This window comes from Thermogemmatispora carboxidivorans (genome assembly GCF_000702505.1).
GTDB classification, from domain to species: domain Bacteria; phylum Chloroflexota; class Ktedonobacteria; order Ktedonobacterales; family Ktedonobacteraceae; genus Thermogemmatispora; species Thermogemmatispora carboxidivorans.
The window spans coordinates 2516479-2534016 of sequence record NZ_JNIM01000001.1; the positions used below are offsets into that span (position 1 = coordinate 2516479).

The following is a 17538-nucleotide window of genomic DNA, read 5'->3' on the forward strand; positions in this document are numbered from 1 at the left end:
GCCAAGCCGCTCGCCTGAGTGTGCGGGTCATCCTCTGGACCGCGGGAACGCTGCCATAGTTGGCTGGGACCTCACACAGGAGCTGGCCCCTCAGCAGGGAGAAGGAAGCGGACAACGCGCATAAGCCATCAGAGCAACGGAGCAACAAGGAAGCACCAAAGCCAGACTTGGCTCAGCCAAGTCCTGCCGATGCCGGATAAGGCAAGGCAATCTCTCAGTGAGCGAGGAGGAAGCTGACGTGTCAGGTGAAGCAAGCGTCTTTCGGCCAGTGATCGCGGCTGACCGTGTTGACTACCCTGCGCTGGAGCACGAGATTCAGCGCTGGTGGGATGAGCACGACGTGCTCCAGCACTACTTGCATCGCAACGATCACAGCGACAAGCAATATTCGTTTCTCGATGGCCCAATGACGGCGAACAACCCGATGGGAGTCCATCACGCCTGGGGCCGCACCTATAAGGACCTCTTCCAGCGCTTCAAAACCATGCAGGGCTATCGGCAGCGTTATCAGAACGGCTTCGACTGCCAGGGCCTGTGGGTTGAGGTCAATGTCGAGCAGGAGCTGGGTCTCAAGAACAAGCGGGAGATCGAGGAGTTTGGCATCGCGCGCTTTGTCGAGCTGTGCAAGGAGCGCGTCTTCCGCTTCTCCCGCCGCATCACCGAGCAGTCGATCCGGCTGGGCTACTGGATGGACTGGGGCAACGACTACTATACGCTCTCCGATGAGAATAACTATACGATCTGGCACTTCCTGAAGCGCTGCCACGAGCGTGGCTTGATCTACAAGGGGCACGATGTCATGACCTGGTGCCCACGCTGCGGCACCGGCATCTCCAATATGGAGACGCTTTCGGAGGACTGGCATGAGATTAGCCATCTGAGCCTGTATGTGCTCCTCCCGCTGGCCGAGCGCTCCGGCGAGTACCTGCTGGTCTGGACGACCACTCCCTGGACGCTGGCCGCTAATGTGGCCGCCGCCGTCCATCCCGAACTGACCTATGTCAAGGTCGAGCAAGATGGCCAGATCTTCTATCTGGCGGAGGAGCGCCTGAATCTGCTCCGCGAGCTGCGCGGACGCGATAAGGGCGAGTATCGCGTTCTCGAGCGCCTCAAGGGCGAGCAGTTGGTGGGTTGGAGCTATCGCGGTCCTTTCGATGAGCTGCCTGCCGCTCAGGGCGTCAGCCATCGCGTCATTCCCTGGAAGGAGGTCAGCGCCAGCGAGGGAACGGGCATCGTACACATCGCCCCAGGCTGCGGTCGCGAGGACTTCGCGCTCTCGAAGGAGTTCGATCTAGCCGTTCTGGCCCCAGTCGATGAGTTCGGTGTCTATGTTGAGGGCTACAACTGGCTCACCGGTCAGTCGGTCTTGGAAGTGGCGCGGCCTGTCGCCGAGAATCTGGCTCAGAAAGGCCTCCTCTATCGCTCGCAGAACTATCGCCACCGCTATCCAGTCTGCTGGCGCTGCAAGACCGAGCTGATTTTCCGCCTGGTCGATGAGTGGTATATCTCGATGGAGCAGCTGCGCTACGAGATCATGGAGGTTGCCCGCCAGGTCACCTGGATTCCTGCTTTCGGCCTGGAGCGCGAGCTGGACTGGCTGCGCAATATGGACGACTGGATGATCTCGAAGAAGCGCTATTGGGGGCTGGCGCTGCCAATCTACGAATGCCAGCAGTGCGGCACCTTCGAGGTCATCGGCAGTAAGGAGGAGCTGCGCGAGCGGGCTGTCGAGGGATGGGAGGAGTTCGAAGGCCATTCTCCCCATCGTCCCTGGGTCGATGCCATCAAGATCCGCTGCCAACAGTGCGGCTCCCTGGTCTCTCGCATCAAAGATGTGGGCAACCCCTGGCTGGATGCCGGCATCGTCTCGTTCTCAACGCTGGATTATCGCCACAACCGCGACTACTGGCGCCAGTGGTTCCCTGCGGACTTCGTGACGGAGTCCTTCCCAGGCCAGTTCAAGAACTGGTTCTACGCTCTGCTGGTGATGAGCACGGTTCTGGAAAAGACAACACCCTTTAAGACTCTGCTCGGTTACGCGACGGTCCTCGATGAGGACGGAGAGATCATGCATAAGTCGAAGGGGAATGCTATCGACTTCGACGACGCCGCCGAGCGCGTGGGCGCCGATACCATGCGCTGGCTCTATACCAGCCAGGACCCTGAGCAGAACCTGCGCTTTCCACGTATTCCTACCCGCGAGGATGTCGAGCGGGCCGCCCGCGAGGGGGTTCCCGTGCGCCTGAGCGAGAAGTGGATGCTGGTGCGGCGCTCCCTCGATAAGGTCTGGAATATCTACTGGTTCTTTGTGACCTACGCCAATATCGACGGCTTCAATCCCACGCGCTACCAGCTGGCGGTAGAGCGCCGTAGCGATCTGGATCGCTGGATTCTCTCAGAGCTGCAGCAGACGATTCTGGAGGTAACCGCCGGCCTGGAGCGCTACGATAGCGCCCACGCCACGGAGGCCCTGCAAGACTTTATTGAGTATCTGTCAAACTGGTACCTGCGCCGCAGCCGTGAGCGCATCTGGAAGTCTGAACTGGATGACGATAAGCTCGGCGCTTATCTGACGCTCTACGAATGCCTGACAACGCTGGTGACCCTGCTGGCTCCTTTCGTGCCCTTCTTCGCGGAGAGCCTCTATCAGAACCTGGTGCGCAGTGTTCAGCAGGAGGCACCGCTCAGCGTCCATCTCTGCGATTGGCCCCAGGCCCGCCAGGAGCTCATCGATGAGACGCTGACGCACGATACGCATCTGGTGATGCGCGTCGTTGGCCTGGGCCGCGCCGCCCGCGAGAAGGCACAGATCCGCGTGCGCCAGCCACTCAATACGCTCTATGTGCGCCTGCCGTCGCAGGCCGATCAGGAGGCGGTACTACGCCTGAAGGATCAGGTGCTGGAGGAGCTGAATATCAAGCGCCTGGAGTTGCTCAGCGACGATAGTGAGATGCTGGCCTATACCCTGCGCGCCCAGGCTCGTGTCCTGGGACCGAAGTATGGGCCGCTGGTGCAGAAGATTCTGGCAACGCTCAAGGGCCTGGATGCCCAGGCTGCCAGCGGGGCCGCCCGCCAGTTGCGCGAAGAGGGGGCCTTAACGCTGACGATCGAGGGCCGCGAGATCACTTTGACACCAGATGAGGTGGAGGTGATCGCTACAGCCCGCCCTGGCTATGTCACCGCCGAGGAGCGCGGCGCGGTAGTGGTTCTGGAGACAACGATCACGCCCGAACTGCGCGAGGAGGGGGTGATCCGCGATTTGACCCACTATATCCAGGACATGCGGAAGCGGGCCAATCTCAAGATTGAGGACCATATCCAGCTGACCCTCTGCACAGATGAGGAGCTGGCTGCAATGGTGCAGCGCCATACCGCCGAGATCCAAGAGGAGACGCTCGCCGACAGCTTGCACGTCGCAACGACTCCGCTCGCTGATCCGCTGCCCGGCGAACTCTATCGAGAGACGCTCTCGCCTGCCTCACCGCGCAAGCTGGAGAGCTACACGGTCCAGGTGACGATCTCAACCTCGCCATCCTCAGCGGCCAGGCCCTAGCCCGACTGCTTCTCCTGAAGCAAGGGGCTGTCACTGGCCTGGCTTGCTGGCCCACTCTGCCTGCGCAGGATCGCTCACAAGGCAGGTCAATATAGCCTGATCGGTTCAGCTCAGTACCAGACCGCTGCCTCAACCGTTCCTAAGCAACGGTGAGCCAAGCTCAACTATGTCATATTGGTATGGTCTGGGAACACTGCAATGGGTACGCTGCGATCTGCGTGGAAAGAGGCGGCTTGGGTCTTTGGACTCAGCCGCCTCTTGCTGCTCTTGATCACCTATGTGGGGGGGGTCCTGCTCCGCCCCAAAAATATGGCCTCGATCCCCTGTGTGCAGAACGGGCTGCGCTTCTGCCTGCTCGGCTGGTACCACTGGGATGCTGATGCCTTCGGGCGCATCGCTCATGTGGGCTATCGCTCCGTGGCCGATGTGGCCTTTTTCCCGTTCTGGCCCTGGCTGATCCGCCTCGGCGCCGCCGCCCTGGGCAACCGTTTCCCGCTCTCGTTCCTCCTGTCCGAGCTCCTGCTATCGAATCTCTTCTTCTTCGCTGCTCTGGTGGCCTTCTACGTTCTGGCCCGGGAGGGGCTCCATTTCGATCCGGCCCAGGCTCGTAAGGCGCTCTGGTATCTGACGTTCTATGCCTACGGGATCTTTTTCTTCGCTGGCTATAGCGAGTCTCTTTTCCTCTTGCTCACGCTGACGATCTTTCTTCTCCTACAGGGAACAGCGCTATGGCGCTGGTGGCTGGCGGGTTTGTTGGGTTGCATTGCCGCGTTAACGCGCTCGACGGCAATTGTGCTGCTAGTACCTTTCCTGTTCTTCTATGTTGAACGCTTCTGGGGAGCTGACTCGCTGGCGGCAGCGGCGGCTCCTGGAGAGATCGCTCAGGCTTCAGCTCAGCGCTGGCGCCTGTGGCTGCGCCGTTTGTTGGCTGGCTTGCCGGCTCTCCTGATCCCGGCGGCTCTGGCTGCCTACATGGGCTATCTCGGGCTGCGTTTCGGTGATCCCTTCATCTACAGCCGCATGGAGCGTACGGTCTGGGGACGGCAGTTTGAATTTCCCCTGGTGGCCTTCGGGCCGGCTCTGGGAGCCTTGCTGACTGGCCCTTTACATACCGAGATGGCAGTGCGCAATCTGATGGATCTGCTCTTTACCCTGCTCCCGCTGGGAGTGCTGGCGGCCGGCTGGCGTCAGATGCCCGTGGCGTATCGCTTCTTCTCGCTGGCGCTGGCGCTCTTCGCTCTCTGCTTTCCGCTGGTGGCAGGCGAGACGCTGGCTTCGCAGCCACGCTATATGATGATGGCCTTCCCGCTCTTCCTGGTGTTGGCCCGCTGGAGCAAGCGCTTCCCCAGCCTCGACCTGGTCTACGGCGGGTTCTGTGCTCCTCTGTTTGCGCTGAATGCTTTGCTCTTTACGCTGCATTACTGGGTTGCTTAATTCGTACGCCAGGTCCTTTTTGGCAGGCCGGCTGATTGCCAACCGGCCTGCCGCTGCTGGCAGCCTGCTTGGCTGGCCTGGTAAAAGAAGGCGCAAGGTGCTATAGTTACAGTACCTCTGCTCTCCTGCCAGCTCCCCGGCTCGCCCAGGGGAAAAGCCTCGATAGGAGCGGAGGAAGGAGTCCGGGCGGGTCGCCAGAGATGATGAAGGAAGGCTGGCGGACAAGGGCAAGCAGCGCAAGCGTGGAAGGAGCAGCAAGAGCGTGGCCGAAGAACTGATCCGTGATCCGTTGCTGGGTGAGCAGCGACTCAGCGAGCCTGTATTGCTGGCGGTGCTCAACTCAGCACCGCTGCAGCGCTTGAAGGGGATCCATCAAGCTGGAGCCTCCTATCTGGTGCGCGCGGGACGCGATACGACGCGCTACGAGCACTCTCTGGGGGTAATGCTGCTGATTCGCCGCCTCGGCGGAGGGCTAGAGGAGCAGCTGGCCGGCCTGTTACATGATGTCTCCCACACTGCCTTCTCTCACGTGGCAGACTATTTGTTTGCTTGCTACGGTGAGGACTATCATGAGCAACACCTGCGCCAGGTGATTGAGCGCTCGGGCCTGTCTGCGCTGCTGCGTTCCTTGGGGCTGGACCTTGGGCGGATTCTGGCGTTTGAGCGCTGGCCGCTTTTAGAGCAGCCGACTCCTGAATTGTGCGCCGATCGGGTGGATTACACGCTCCGCGATCTGTGGCATGCAGGCTACCTGACACACGCGGAGGTGGAGAGCTTTCTGCAGGCGCTTCGCGTGCGCGAGGGGCGCATAGTGGTGGCCGGACGAGAAGCAGCGATCTGGTTTGTGCGACAATATGTGCGTCTGGTGACGGACCTGTTTATGCATCCTTTGGAGATGTTCGCCGACTATCAGCTGGCACGGGCTTTGCGCCTGGCTTTGGATGAGGGCCTGCTGCGCGAGGCGGATCTGTTTCTGGAAGATGCCGAGCTGCTCACCCGCCTCCGTCACTCGGCCCACCCGGCGATCGCCCGCTGCCTGAGTCTGCTGCAGCCCGGCCTGGAGGTGGTGGAGGTCTCGGCAGATCAACCTTTTGACATCTATGCCCGGGTGAAGCCGCGGATGGTCGATCCGCTGGTGCTGTTGGAAGATGGGCGGCTGGTCCGCTGCTCGGCACTCGATGGCGACCTGGCGGCACTGCAGCAGGTGGTGTTGCACAAGGCCAAACGTGGCAGCTATCTGCGCCTCCGCAGCTGAACCAGCATCTAGCCGGACTTCCCTGGCTTTAGGAGACCAGGCCTTTGCGGCGCATTTGCTCCAGGTCGTCGCGTGCTGGCTCCAGAGGGCTGAGGCCAGCCAGGGCGCAGGCCCGTCCGATGAGAGAAAAGCCGAGCTGCAGGCCCTCGATGAGGTGGGCACGCTCGGTGCTGGCGAGGGCACTCAAGCAGGCTTGCTGCTGTTCGACGGCCTGTTCCTCTTCGACAGGCAGGCGGTAGCCTTCCAGCAGTGCCTGATGAGGAAGGAACGCCTCATATGGCAGTCGGTAGGTGGCAGCCAGCAGCATCAGCCAGTAGCCGACCTGGCTGCCCTCCAGAATGATGTCGGCTTGCGGCTCCCGATGGCGATGGGTCCCCAGGAGCACACCCGCCAGCTCCTGCAACTCATCGGCCAGTCGTCCGAGAAGATAGGTCGGATTGGGCTCCTGGAGCAGGCGCGAGGTATGCGATTGCTCGCTCAGATCATGGTCGCGCAGGTACTGGTAGGCCGTGTAGAGCTGGCGTAGTAGCGTCTCCAGTTGCCCGCCGACGGTCGCGTCTATCTCAGCACTCCCCACCTGGTCGGCCCCTCTCTGCTCATGCGCGCTTGCCCCCTCTGGCGGGGCTGCCGGCTCTGGCTGCGACTGCAAGGTGGTGAGACCATAGACCGCCTCTGGGTCGAAGACGCGGGTCGCAACCACCTCATAACGATCGTCAGGGAGCAGACGCCGATAATAGCAGCTGCGGTAGCCTTCGTGACAGGCGGCTCCACCCTGTTGGACAACGCGGATGAGCAGGCTGTTCTCCTCGCAATTGACGAAGATGGCGCGTACCTGCTGGGTGTGCCCCGACTGCTCGCCCTTGCGCCAGATGGCCTGGCGCGAGCGACTATAGAAGTGGGTATAGCCGGTCTCGCGCGTCAGGCGGAGAGCCTCCTCATTCATGAAGGCCACCATCAGCACCTCATTGCTCTCATCATCCTGAATTACCGCCGGAATCAGGCCCTGGCGGTCAAACCTGAGCGTCATTGTGGCTCTCCTCCTCTGCCTCATCCCAGCGCACGGCCACCCCGCGCTGGCGCAGATAGCGCTTGGCATCGGCGATGCGATGCTGACCAAAGTGGAAAATGGAGGCGGCGAGCACGGCATCGGCGCCCCCGCTGGTCAGTCCTTCATACAAATGCTCAAGGGTTCCTACACCGCCCGAAGCGATCACGGGCACGTTGACGGCCTGGGCAATGCGAGCGGTCAGGGTGAGATCATAGCCCTGCTGTGTTCCATCGCGATCCATACTGGTCAGCAGGATCTCGCCCGCGCCCAGCTCGACGCCGCGGCAGGCCCATTCAACAGCGTCGAGGCCCGTTGGCGTGCGCCCTCCATGAATATAGACCTCGTAGCCGCTGGGCATGGCAGGATTGCTGCGGGCATCGATGGCGAGCACGATGCACTGGGCCCCAAACTGCTCGGCTCCCGCCCGCAGCAGCTCGGGCTGCTGCACCGCTGCCGTGTTTAGCGAGGTCTTATCGGCCCCTGCTCCCAGCGTGGCACGAATGTCCTCGACACTACGGATGCCCCCGCCGACCGTCACTGGAATAAAGACCTGCTCAGCCGTTCGGGCGACCACATCGAGCATGGTCTTGCGCTGCTCATAGGAGGCCGTGATGTCGAGAAAGACCAGTTCGTCGGCTCCTTCACTATTATAGAAAGCCGCCAACTCGACCGGGTCGCCGGCGTCGCGCAGGTTGAGGAAGTTGACCCCCTTCACAACGCGCCCGGCGTCCACATCCAGACAGGGAATGATTCGTTTTGTTAACATCGATCGCTGCCCCTTCCTGTGCTCTGCTCCACTACGCAGCACCTGGCTCGCCGTCGATCTGACGTGAGGCGCAGGGTCAGGGTTCGTCTGGCCTGCTGAATCAGGCGCCGGCCTCCGCCGTCGGTTCGCAGGCCGCAGCGCAGGCCAGGGCCGCCGCCAGCTCCACATCTCCCGTATAGAGGGCCTTGCCAATGATGACCCCCTCGACTCCCAGACGGGCCAGCGAGCGGATATCTTCCAGCGAGCGTACGCCCCCGGAAGCAATCACGGCTCGCGCTGGCTGGGCCTGTTTCACCACCTCTAACATGGCCTGTAGCGCCTCCAGATTCGGCCCGCCCAGTGTTCCATCGCGAGCGATATCGGTATAGATAAAGCGTGCTACTCCCAGTGTACACAGCTGGGCGGCCAACGCTACGGCGGTGATGGCTTCCGTCTGCTGCCAGCCGGCGATCGCCACCAGGCCGGCCCGGGCATCCAATCCCACCGCGATGCGCTCTCCCCAGCGCTTCACGGCCTCAGCAACCAGGGTGGGCTGGCGCACTGCGCTGGTCCCCAGTACTACCCGCTCGATGCCGAGGGAGAGCACGCGCTCGATGCTGGCCAGATCGCGCAGGCCGCCGCCTAGCTCGATCTGCAGCGTGGTCGCGGCCCGAATCCGCTCCACTGTGGCCAGATTGACTGGCTGTCCCTGGGCGGCGCCATCCAAGTCAACCAGGTGCAGCCAGCGGGCCCCGGCCTCCTGCCAGCGCTGAGCCACTGCCACCGGGTCGTGGCTGTAAACCGTGGCCTGGCGATAGTCGCCCTGGTAGAGACGGACACAGTGTCCGTCGTGTAGATCAATGGCAGGCAAGATGATCATGGAACACGCTCCCCCACCCAGCGCACGAAGTTTGCCAGCAGGCGCAGCCCCATTGCTCCGCTCTTCTCGGGATGGAACTGCGTTCCCCACAGGTGGTCGCTGACAATGACGCTGCAATAGGGTGTACCGTAGTCGGTGACAGCAGCCACCCCAGAAGGATCACGCGGCTCAACATAATAGGAATGGGCGAAGTAGAAGAAGGCTCCGTCAGGTATTCCTTTAAATATAGGCAGGTCCGGGCGCAGTGGCTGTACCTGGTTCCAGCCCATGTGCGGAATCTTGGGTCCCTGGGGAATGCGCCGCACCTCACCGGCGAAGAGGCGTAAGCCCTCAACTTCGCCTTCGGCGTGGTGCTCAGCTAGCAGTTGCATCCCCAGGCAGATGCCCAGGAAAGGCTGCCCGTGGGCCGTGGCCTCGCGAATAGCCTCATCGAGGCCAGCGGCCTTCAGGCGCTGCATGGCGGCCCCACCGGAGCCAACACCCGGCAGCACCACAGCTCGCGCGCGTGCCACCGTGGCCGGATCGGCGGTCACCACTGCCTGGGCCCCGACATGCTCCAGAGCCTTCTGAATACTGCGCAGATTGCCAGCCCCGTAGTCAATAATAGCGATCATAGTCGTCGCTCTTCCTCTTCTCTCCTCAAACTGTCCAGCAGCTCTTCAACAGACCTCTCTCGCGCGCCAGCGATGAACTCAGGCGCCATCTTCTGCACCGGCTGCCAGCAACTCAGGCCAGGGCAGCAGGCCAAGATTGCCGAGGGCCACCGCCTGGGCCAGCCCCAGCCAGCAGACCGTTGTCGGGATGCGCCCGCGATCCAGGAGATTGATGGTCAACAACGGGCAGCAGAGCAGCGCCAGCGCCAGCCAGCGCTCCCAGTCGGTGGGCAAGGCCCCCTCATCCTTTAGCCAGGCAAGCAGAGGGCGCAGCAAGGTTCGTAGCTTTGTGGCCAGAATCGCCTGACGAATGGGGGCCGGCTGATAGCTATGGGTGACCTCAAGGCGCTCGCCATCCGAGCCGCGGCGCAGGACGACGCTCAGCGTCAGGGTCGAAGCTGTCTCTCGGGGAAAGTACATCCAGCTGGCGAAGACGTTGTGGTAGAGCGGCTTGACCACATCCAGCAGTGCGGCATGCCGCCCCGCGAAAGCTGGATCGAAGTAGAGATAGTCGCGTTCGTGCTCCAGAAAGACGTTACCGAAGTGGGCATCTCCATGCCCGATGATCGTCATCGCCGCCTGCCGTGGATGGAGTCGCTCCTGTGCTTCCTCCAGCAGCTCGCCCAGAGTGCGCGAGAACAATTCCCCATTGACTACCCAACGGCACCGGAGCAGATCCTCAAAGCGCAGTTCGTCCTGACTGAGGCCAGCCGGCCCTAGCAAGGGAAGGGCCTGACCACGGTAGAAGCTGCTGAGACGCCCGCCGGTCAGGCGGTGCCAGAAGAGCTGATGGACCGGCGCCGTGGCATGCTCATCTGCACTGCTGAAGCGCCCAGTTGCACGGTAAATCTCCAGCAAGCGCTCACAAGCGCGGCGTTCGGCGGCCACGAGGGTCTCCGTCGAGATCGGAGCGGGGGCCCCTGTCTCGACGGCGCGCATCAGATCGAACATGACCGGCCAGCGCACCAGCGGATAAATGACCATCTGGCGCCCCTCCTGGCGGACCACGCGCAGGGGCAGCACCATATTGTAGCCCGCCTCGTGCAGCAGCTCGGCATGGTAATACTCGGAGAGCGTGCCCTGCTCCTCCACATGCGTCTTGAAAAAGTAGCGCTCGCCGTCCTGCTCGTAGGTGCCATTGAAGGAATTGAGCGAGACAGGCCGCGGCGTTAGCGTCACCTGCTCAGTCAACAGATCGAGCTGACGCACAAACCACAGACGCAGCAGACGCTCGGCCTTGGCCCGGGCCTCAAACTGCAAACGCTGGATGGTCTCCAGGCGCTCCACCTCGGCCAGGAGCGACGGCAGATGACGCACATCCTCAATCACAAAATCCGGCTCGCAGGCCAGCAAGCGTCGTCGGGCCTCCTCGCTGCGTGCCCCGCTCAGGGTCGCCACTGTCACAGCGCCAGCGGCCCGCCCACCGAGCATATCGCCCGACGAATCGCCGACCACGATGAAGGGTGGCTTGTTGCGAGCCAGCTCGTCGGCGGAGGGGCCGCGTTGGTCGAGGGCGTAGAGAAACTGGAACGGGTGCGGCTTGCCCAGCAGGGTGGTATCGCCCCGGAGCCGCAGCGCGGCCTCCGCAGTCTCGACAGCGTCATAGGTACAGATGTGTTCGGCCTCGAAGCGCGAGAGCAGATCATAGGCTTGCAGCGGCAGCGCGGCCTCCTGATAAACCCGCCCTGTTGCCAGACCCAGCGCGTAGCCCGACGCACGCAGGGTATCTAACGTTTCCCTGAGCGTTTCGGGAGGCAGCAATGGGCGCTCAAAAGAGATACAGCCCGATTTGCCTGTCTGAGCAGGAGGGTGGCCATAGGTACGGCTGTAGAGCGCCTCCCCAAGGTACCATTCCTGGAAAAGCGAGCGGCAGAAATCCCAAAAAGGGCTGAGGCGCGAAAAGACCCCCTCGATAGGGAGGCCCAGTCTGGAGCTGGCAAAAGCATCATAGCGATTGAGCAGGTCCAGCCCAACGGCGCCAGCGAAGAGGGCTTCAGCAAAGGGAGGACCACCCGTTGGCAAGAGCTGGCACTCCTGGCCAAAGGCAGCGCGTTGAAGGGCCAGCGCCTCCCGCAAACGGGCCAACCACCCTTCTTCCCAGGGCTGCAGCGGCAGGAGTGGCTCGCGGGTGGTGGGCGGTAGCTGCTCCAGGAGGGCAATCAGGCGCCAGCAGACCGCCGCATAGCAGGTGTCCCAGTTCGAGTTGAGCGCCAGGGCCTTGTAGAGAAGGATCTCCTCCTCCGGCAGCGTGGCCCGGCTCAGGCGACGACTCTCCTCGGGGTCGGTCACCGGCGCGTAGCCGCTCTGACCCGTCACATTCCAATAGCGAGGGCTGTAGAGCAACTCATGGAGCGTCAGACCTGCTGCATCCCAATAGGCTTCTTCGCTAGTGATGACCCCATCCAAATCAAAGACAATCAGCGTCTTCACTGTCGTCGTGCCATCCTCTCGCTCAGCAAGCGCAGACTGGCCGGCTCCTGACCAAAACGATACGCCAGGGGCGTCACATCGATATGCTCGGCGCCCACACTGCGCAAAGCCGTAATAATCTCCACCAGGTCGGCCACCGCTGTCCCCATCTGCAGCACGCCCGAGACCCGGCAGCGCTGGGCCTGGGGATCGTCCGTCGATTCTGAACTGCCAATATGGTATTCGAAGCCTGGCACCAGCCGCTTTAAATGCATGCTCAGGAGCGAGCGCACCTCTTCGCCACTGCCCGGTACATAGGCCGTCAGCAAGACACGGTTGCGCGCCTGCAGACGGGCATTGATCAGCTCCAGAAGCACACGCGCCACCCTCTGGGCCTGGGGGTCCTGGCTCAGTAAGCGCACATTGCCAATCAGACATGCCTGGGAACGCAGTACCACGCCATCCTCAAGCAACTTGAGGTGATTCTCGCGTAGCGTCGTGCCTGTCTCCGTCAGATCGACGATCAGGTCGGCAGCCCCCGTCAAAGGCGCGGCCTCTAAGGCACCGTGGGGAGTCACGATGCGGCAGTGAGAGATGCCCTGGCGACGCAGGAACTGTCGTGTCAGCGTCGGGTACTTGGTCGCGATCCGCAGCCCGCGCCTCTTATGCTCCTGGTAATAGCCGGCCAGATGCCAGAGGTCGGCACAGGTATTGACATCAATCCACGTCTCAGGAACCGCGACCACCAGGCGGCAGGAGCCATAGCCGAGATCGCGCTCCAGGACCACCAAATTGTCGTCACCCTCTTCGTCTTCGTCTGGCTCCTCAGCGTGGCCGCGGAACTCGGCCAGGAGATCATAGCCCGTAATCCCCAGAATAGCATCCCCATCGTGCACCAGAGCTGGAATGTCGGCAGCGCGCTGAAAGACCACCTCCAGCTCCGGCAAACTGCTGATGCGTGCCAGGTACTGACGTGGGTTACTTCGCTGCACCTTCAGGCCGCATTCAGCCAGGAAGGTCAGGGTGGCCCCTTCCAGCGTCCCCTTGCCGGGTAAGGCCAGGCGCAGCTGAGCCAATCGTGACCCGGCAGTCGCTCGCGACTCGCTCATGCGCTATAGCCTCCTTCCCGCAAGGCTGCGGCCAGGTCATGGTCAGCGACCAGGCATTCGCTGCCCGAGAGCAGATCGTGCAGCTTTACCGTATTGGTCTGGCGTTCCTCTTCACCGACAATGAGCGCCAGCCGGAAACCGCGCCGCGCGGCCTGGCGCAGAGCGTTGCTGACTCCACGAGCGTTCATATCCAGCTCTGCAATGATACCGCCCTCGCGGCGTGCCAGACGCGCCACACGACCAGCATAAGCCAGATCCTGCTTGCTAACGGGGATCACCAGCGCCTGCGTCCGCGCCGTCTGGGGCCACTGGCTGGCAGGCATCAAAGAGATGAGCCGCTCCAGGCCAAAGGCGAAGCCGCAGGCGTTGACCGCGCGCGTCCCTCCGACGGCCTCAACGAGATGGTCATAGCGTCCTCCGCCGCACAACTGCAGGTCAAGGCCCTCGTCATCGCTGGCATGGATCTCGAAAAGCAAGCCCGTATAGTAACTCACTCCGCGCCCCAGGGCCAGATTGAGCGTAATCTGCCGACGGTCGATCCCCGTCACCTCCATCAGCGTGGTCACCAATTGCTCTAGCTCCGCCAGCGGGTCGTCATCAAGCTGATAGCTTTGGAGCAATTGGCGCAGCTCCTGGAAGACTTCGGGCGGTGGACCGGCCAGGGCGCGCAACTTGCGCAAAAACTCCAGGGCGCTAAAAACCAGTGTCCGCTGCTCGCTGCGCCCGATTTTCCAGAGAAAGCGCTCGGCAATCTCGCGACGGCTGTCCTCATCGCCAAAGGGCAGGCTGAAGCTGTTCAGCAGCGCCGCCACCAGCTGGTTTGACCCGTCGGAGCTGGCCAGGCGTCGCCATCGACCAGCCTCACTGGCCGGTAGCGCTGGGTTGGGCACCTGCTCTGGATAGAGGGCCTCCAGGCGGGCCTGAGCTGCTTGCTCCCCCTCTGGCGAACGACTGATCTGCTCCATCAGACTCAAGAGGAGACGCGCCGTCTGGGCATCCAGGTGCAGACGCTCGACAAAGTTGCTGACGACGCCGACGTGCCCCAACTCAAGGCGGTAGCGGGCGATGCCCAGCTCATGCAAAATATCGCAGGCCAACTGCACGATCTCCCCATCCCCGCGCAGCGGCTGCCCGCCGAAGAGTTCAATGCCCAGCTGCGTGTACTGACGATAGCGTCCCCGTCCTGGCGCCTCGTAGCGGAAGACTGGACCGACGTACTGAAAGCGCAGTGGCAGGGGGGACTGTTGATACTGCTCTAAATACAGGCGACAAATGGAAGCGGTGTATTCCGGCCTGAGACACAGCTCACGCTGGTGGAGCTGGAAGGCATAGAGATTCTGCCAGGCCTCCTGCCCGAAGCTCGCCTGGAAGAGGTCGCTGCGCTCCAGCACCGGCGTATCCACCGGCTCATAGCCGGCCCTCTCTAACAGAGCGCGCACGCGTCCCACCACCTGCGTCTGCTGACGGTAAGCCTCGGGCAACAGATCATGCATCCCGCGCAGGCGCTCAATACGCTTCTTCATAGAAACTCTCGTTCCCCTCATAGAGTCATGCCCGGTTCCTGGTCCACCGTAACGCCAAACCATGCCTGCTGACCGGCGGACCGCTCCAGGCCCGGCCCGGGGTACCCCGCGCCAGGGAGCGCGAGGGCGCCATCGCTGTTCATCCTCCCAAGACCGGCAGCCTGGGTCTCCCTCTGGGCAGGTGGATGCGCTCGCAGTCTCTCCTACCGCTGCTGCTCGTCCAGCGCATCCACCCAAGGCTCCGTCTGCTCCGATCAGCCAGAGCAGGCAGGGGACCATTGGCCTAGGCCGATGGCTGGCGTGTTCCGCGCACAATCATGGTGCCTGCCCCTTGGTCTGTGAACAGCTCGCGCAGCAGCACATGGGGTTCGCGCCCATCGACGATATGCACGCGAGGCACAGAGCGCAGGGCATCCAGGCAGGCTGCGACCTTGGGGATCATGCCGCCCTGGATCACGCCCTCATCGATCAAGCGCAGCGCCTCCTCCTCCGTCAGCTCCGAAATGAGGCTGCCGTCGGGGCGACAAATCCCTACCACATTGCTCAAGAAAATCAGCTTCTCGGCGTTGAGGGCGCCCGCCAGGTGGGCAGCAACCACATCAGCATTGATATTCAGACAGGTGCCGTCAGGCCCCTGGCCAAGGGGGGCAATAATCGGAATGTACCCCTGCTCGACCAGCACCTGGACCAGTGTGGGATCGACCTCCTCCACCTCGCCGACAAAGCCCAGACGCTTGTCCGCAACCCGCGCACGCACCAGGCCGGCATCGGTCCCGCACAGGCCGATAGCCTTGCCGCCCATCTGCGAAGCCATGAGGACCAACCCCTGATTGACCTGCCCCAGCAGGACCATCCGCACGACCTCCAGCGTCTGAGCATCGGTCACCCGCAGGCCATTTTCAAAGCGTGTAGGGATCTGCAAGCGCTTGAGCCACTCATTAATATAGGGGCCGCCTCCGTGCACCAGAACCGGCCTGGCGCCGAGGGCGCTGAGCCAAATAATATCCTGCAAGACCACCTGCTGGTGCTCCAGCGTGCTCCCCCCCAATTTTATCACAAGAATTTTCCCCTTGAGGTAATCGATATATGGAAGCGCCTCGCGTAAAACCTCGGCGATAAGATGATGATCGCTAATGATATCCCCGTCAGGTGTTCTTGAAAACGCAATAGCCATCTCTCTGCTAACTCCTCGTCAGACCGTCGTCAAACACGCTTCAGCCGGCTCCGGCAGCGCAGCAACGTTGCCTTGCCTGTCCTTGCATCGCTGGTGGGGCGCTCCTCCACTCTCCCCGCGGCCACCCGGCCACGCGCGGGCCTTGGGTTGGGCAGCCTGGGACGGCACCGGGCCGGAGTCCGGGAGGGAGAGCTTTCCCCCCTACGGAAGAGCGTCAAGGATAGATTGCTCCTCCCTGCAGGCCACAGCGCTCGTCGATGCCAAACATACAGTTGGCGTTCTGCAACGCCTGCCCGGAAGCTCCCTTGACCAGATTATCCAAACAGGACAGCACCAGCAGCCGCCCGCTGCGCTCATCCACGGTGACGTACAGCAGGCAGTGGTTGCTGCCATAGGTCCACTTGGTATGTGGCGGCTGATCGATCACATGCACAAATGGCTCGCCCGCATAATAGTCACGGTAGAGCGCCTGAACCTGGGAAGCAGTCGGCAGGCGGCCAGAATCATCAGGCCGCAGCTCGGCGTAGCACGTGGCCAGAATGCCTCGCGTCATAGGCGTCAGGTGGGGAACGAAGGTCAGGCGCAGGCCCGGCTCATAGGACTGGCCGGCGGCGCGGGCCGCAGTGTCTAGCTCTTGCACAATCTCGGGCCAGTGACGGTGTCCCCCGAGGCTATAGGCGCTCAGATCCTCATTGGCCTCGGCATAGTGGGTATCCAGGCGTAGGCCACGCCCGGCTCCGCTCACTCCCGACTTGGCATCGACGATGACGTCCCGGCTGACGAGACCCGCCGACAAAGCTGGCAGCAGGGCCAGAATGATCGCCGTCGCGTAGCAGCCGGGATTAGCCACCAGCTCTGTTGTACGAATACGCTCGCGATAGCGCTCACATAACCCATAGACAGCCTGCTCCAACAAGGCGGGAGCCGGATGCGTATGCTTATACCACTCCTGATAGAGGGAAGGATTGCGCAGGCGGAAATCGGCGGAGAGGTCGACCACCCGCGTACCGCGCTGCAGCAGGGCTTGCACGGCCTCAGCGGCAGCGGCGTGAGGGAGACAGACAAAGGCCAGCTCCGCGCTCTCTGGCTCCTCCGTAATCTCCAGCTTGGCCAGGTGGCGGGCCTCCTCCTGGCAGGCGCCCCCGGCCAAGGCATACAGCTGGGGAAAGACCTGACCCAGGCGCTGGCCAGCAGCGCTGCGTCCTGTCACCGACGTGACGCGAAAGTGAGGGTGATTGGCCAGCAGCCTCAGCAGCTCCAGACCGGTATAGCTGGTAACATTGAGAATCGAAACACTCACCATTGAAACGCGCTCCTGAACTCCTGGGCTGTGCGAGGAACGAGGGCTGCACACACACGCGCTGGCTGACTGGCCTGACGGTGGCCGAGCCACCTACCCGCCGGCCTCCAAGAAGCCAGCCGGTCAGAGAGAGACCAAATAAAAACGCCCTCGTCCCTGACCAACATGCATCGAAGGGACGAGAGCCGACAGAAACGCTCCCGCGGTACCACCCTGCTTGTCACCACCTGCAGCGCAGCCTCGGTCTGGCAGCGCAGCGACCTGCAGCTCCACTCTTCTCAGGCGCCAGCAGCACCTTTCTCGGCTGTCGCCTTTCCTGCTGCCTTGCTCTCTTCATTCACGAGGGCCTGGACCGTACCACGGTCCGGCCTGCCGTTGCCGCCTGATCCATTGTGGTCAGTTCGCCTCCTCCCGGGCCCTCCATCAGTCAGCAACGCGACGAACGTACCACTGCT

12 protein-coding genes are annotated in these 17538 nt (G+C 62.5%); 3 read left to right on the plus strand and 9 right to left on the minus strand.

Annotation, left to right across the window (positions count from 1 at the left end):
* The first annotated feature begins 238 nt into the window (after positions 1-238).
* From ileS to N688_RS09755, 3 genes are all read left to right on the plus strand, one after another.
* Positions 239-3553: an isoleucine--tRNA ligase gene (gene ileS, locus N688_RS09745; protein WP_052889103.1), complete on the plus strand. Its 3315-nt coding sequence runs from the start codon at positions 239-241 to the stop codon at positions 3551-3553.
* A gap of 198 nt (positions 3554-3751) precedes the next feature.
* Positions 3752-4987 (plus strand): mannosyltransferase family protein, encoded by a 1236-nt coding sequence (locus N688_RS09750; RefSeq protein WP_052889104.1) that lies wholly within the window; start codon positions 3752-3754, stop codon positions 4985-4987.
* A 262-nt stretch (positions 4988-5249) separates the two neighbouring features.
* Positions 5250-6242, plus strand: a complete 993-nt coding sequence (locus tag N688_RS09755; protein WP_052889105.1) for an HD domain-containing protein — start codon at positions 5250-5252, stop codon at positions 6240-6242.
* A gap of 28 nt (positions 6243-6270) precedes the next feature.
* Here N688_RS09755 and hisI read toward each other — a convergent pair whose 3' ends face one another.
* From hisI to argC, 9 genes are all read right to left on the minus strand, one after another.
* On the minus strand, positions 6271-7269 hold the full coding sequence (hisI, locus tag N688_RS22310; protein ID WP_238321075.1) for a phosphoribosyl-AMP cyclohydrolase: 999 nt from the start codon (positions 7267-7269) through the stop codon (positions 6271-6273).
* On the minus strand, positions 7253-8056 hold the full coding sequence (gene hisF / locus N688_RS09765) for an imidazole glycerol phosphate synthase subunit HisF (RefSeq protein ID WP_052889106.1): 804 nt from the start codon (positions 8054-8056) through the stop codon (positions 7253-7255). The genes hisI and hisF overlap by 17 nt, the downstream gene beginning before the upstream one ends.
* Positions 8057-8156: 100 nt before the next feature.
* The gene (gene hisA / locus N688_RS09770) at positions 8157-8915 is read right to left on the minus strand and encodes a 1-(5-phosphoribosyl)-5-[(5-phosphoribosylamino)methylideneamino]imidazole-4-carboxamide isomerase (protein WP_052889107.1); all 759 of its coding nucleotides are present in this window, start codon (positions 8913-8915) and stop codon (positions 8157-8159) included.
* Entirely contained in the window at positions 8912-9529 is a 618-nt protein-coding gene (gene hisH, locus N688_RS09775) for an imidazole glycerol phosphate synthase subunit HisH (protein ID WP_052889108.1), read from the minus strand. The genes hisA and hisH overlap by 4 nt, the downstream gene beginning before the upstream one ends.
* A 78-nt stretch (positions 9530-9607) precedes the next feature.
* The gene (locus N688_RS09780) at positions 9608-11998 is read right to left on the minus strand and encodes an HAD family hydrolase (protein WP_052889109.1); all 2391 of its coding nucleotides are present in this window, start codon (positions 11996-11998) and stop codon (positions 9608-9610) included.
* Complete coding sequence (gene hisG, locus N688_RS09785; RefSeq protein WP_052889110.1) at positions 11995-13086, minus strand: ATP phosphoribosyltransferase; 1092 nt, start codon at positions 13084-13086, stop codon at positions 11995-11997. The genes N688_RS09780 and hisG overlap by 4 nt, the downstream gene beginning before the upstream one ends.
* Positions 13083-14609: a histidine--tRNA ligase gene (locus tag N688_RS09790; protein WP_052889111.1), complete on the minus strand. Its 1527-nt coding sequence runs from the start codon at positions 14607-14609 to the stop codon at positions 13083-13085. Before N688_RS09790 ends, hisG begins: the two co-directional genes overlap by 4 nt.
* A gap of 283 nt (positions 14610-14892) precedes the next feature.
* Positions 14893-15783 carry an acetylglutamate kinase gene (gene argB, locus N688_RS09795; RefSeq protein WP_052889112.1) on the minus strand — a complete coding sequence of 297 codons (891 nt, stop codon included), beginning with the start codon at positions 15781-15783 and terminating at the stop codon, positions 14893-14895.
* Between the two features lie 214 nt (positions 15784-15997).
* A complete protein-coding gene (gene argC, locus N688_RS09800) occupies positions 15998-17086 on the minus strand; it encodes an N-acetyl-gamma-glutamyl-phosphate reductase (RefSeq protein WP_052889113.1) in 1089 nt (362 codons plus the stop codon).
* Positions 17087-17538 lie beyond the last annotated feature (452 nt).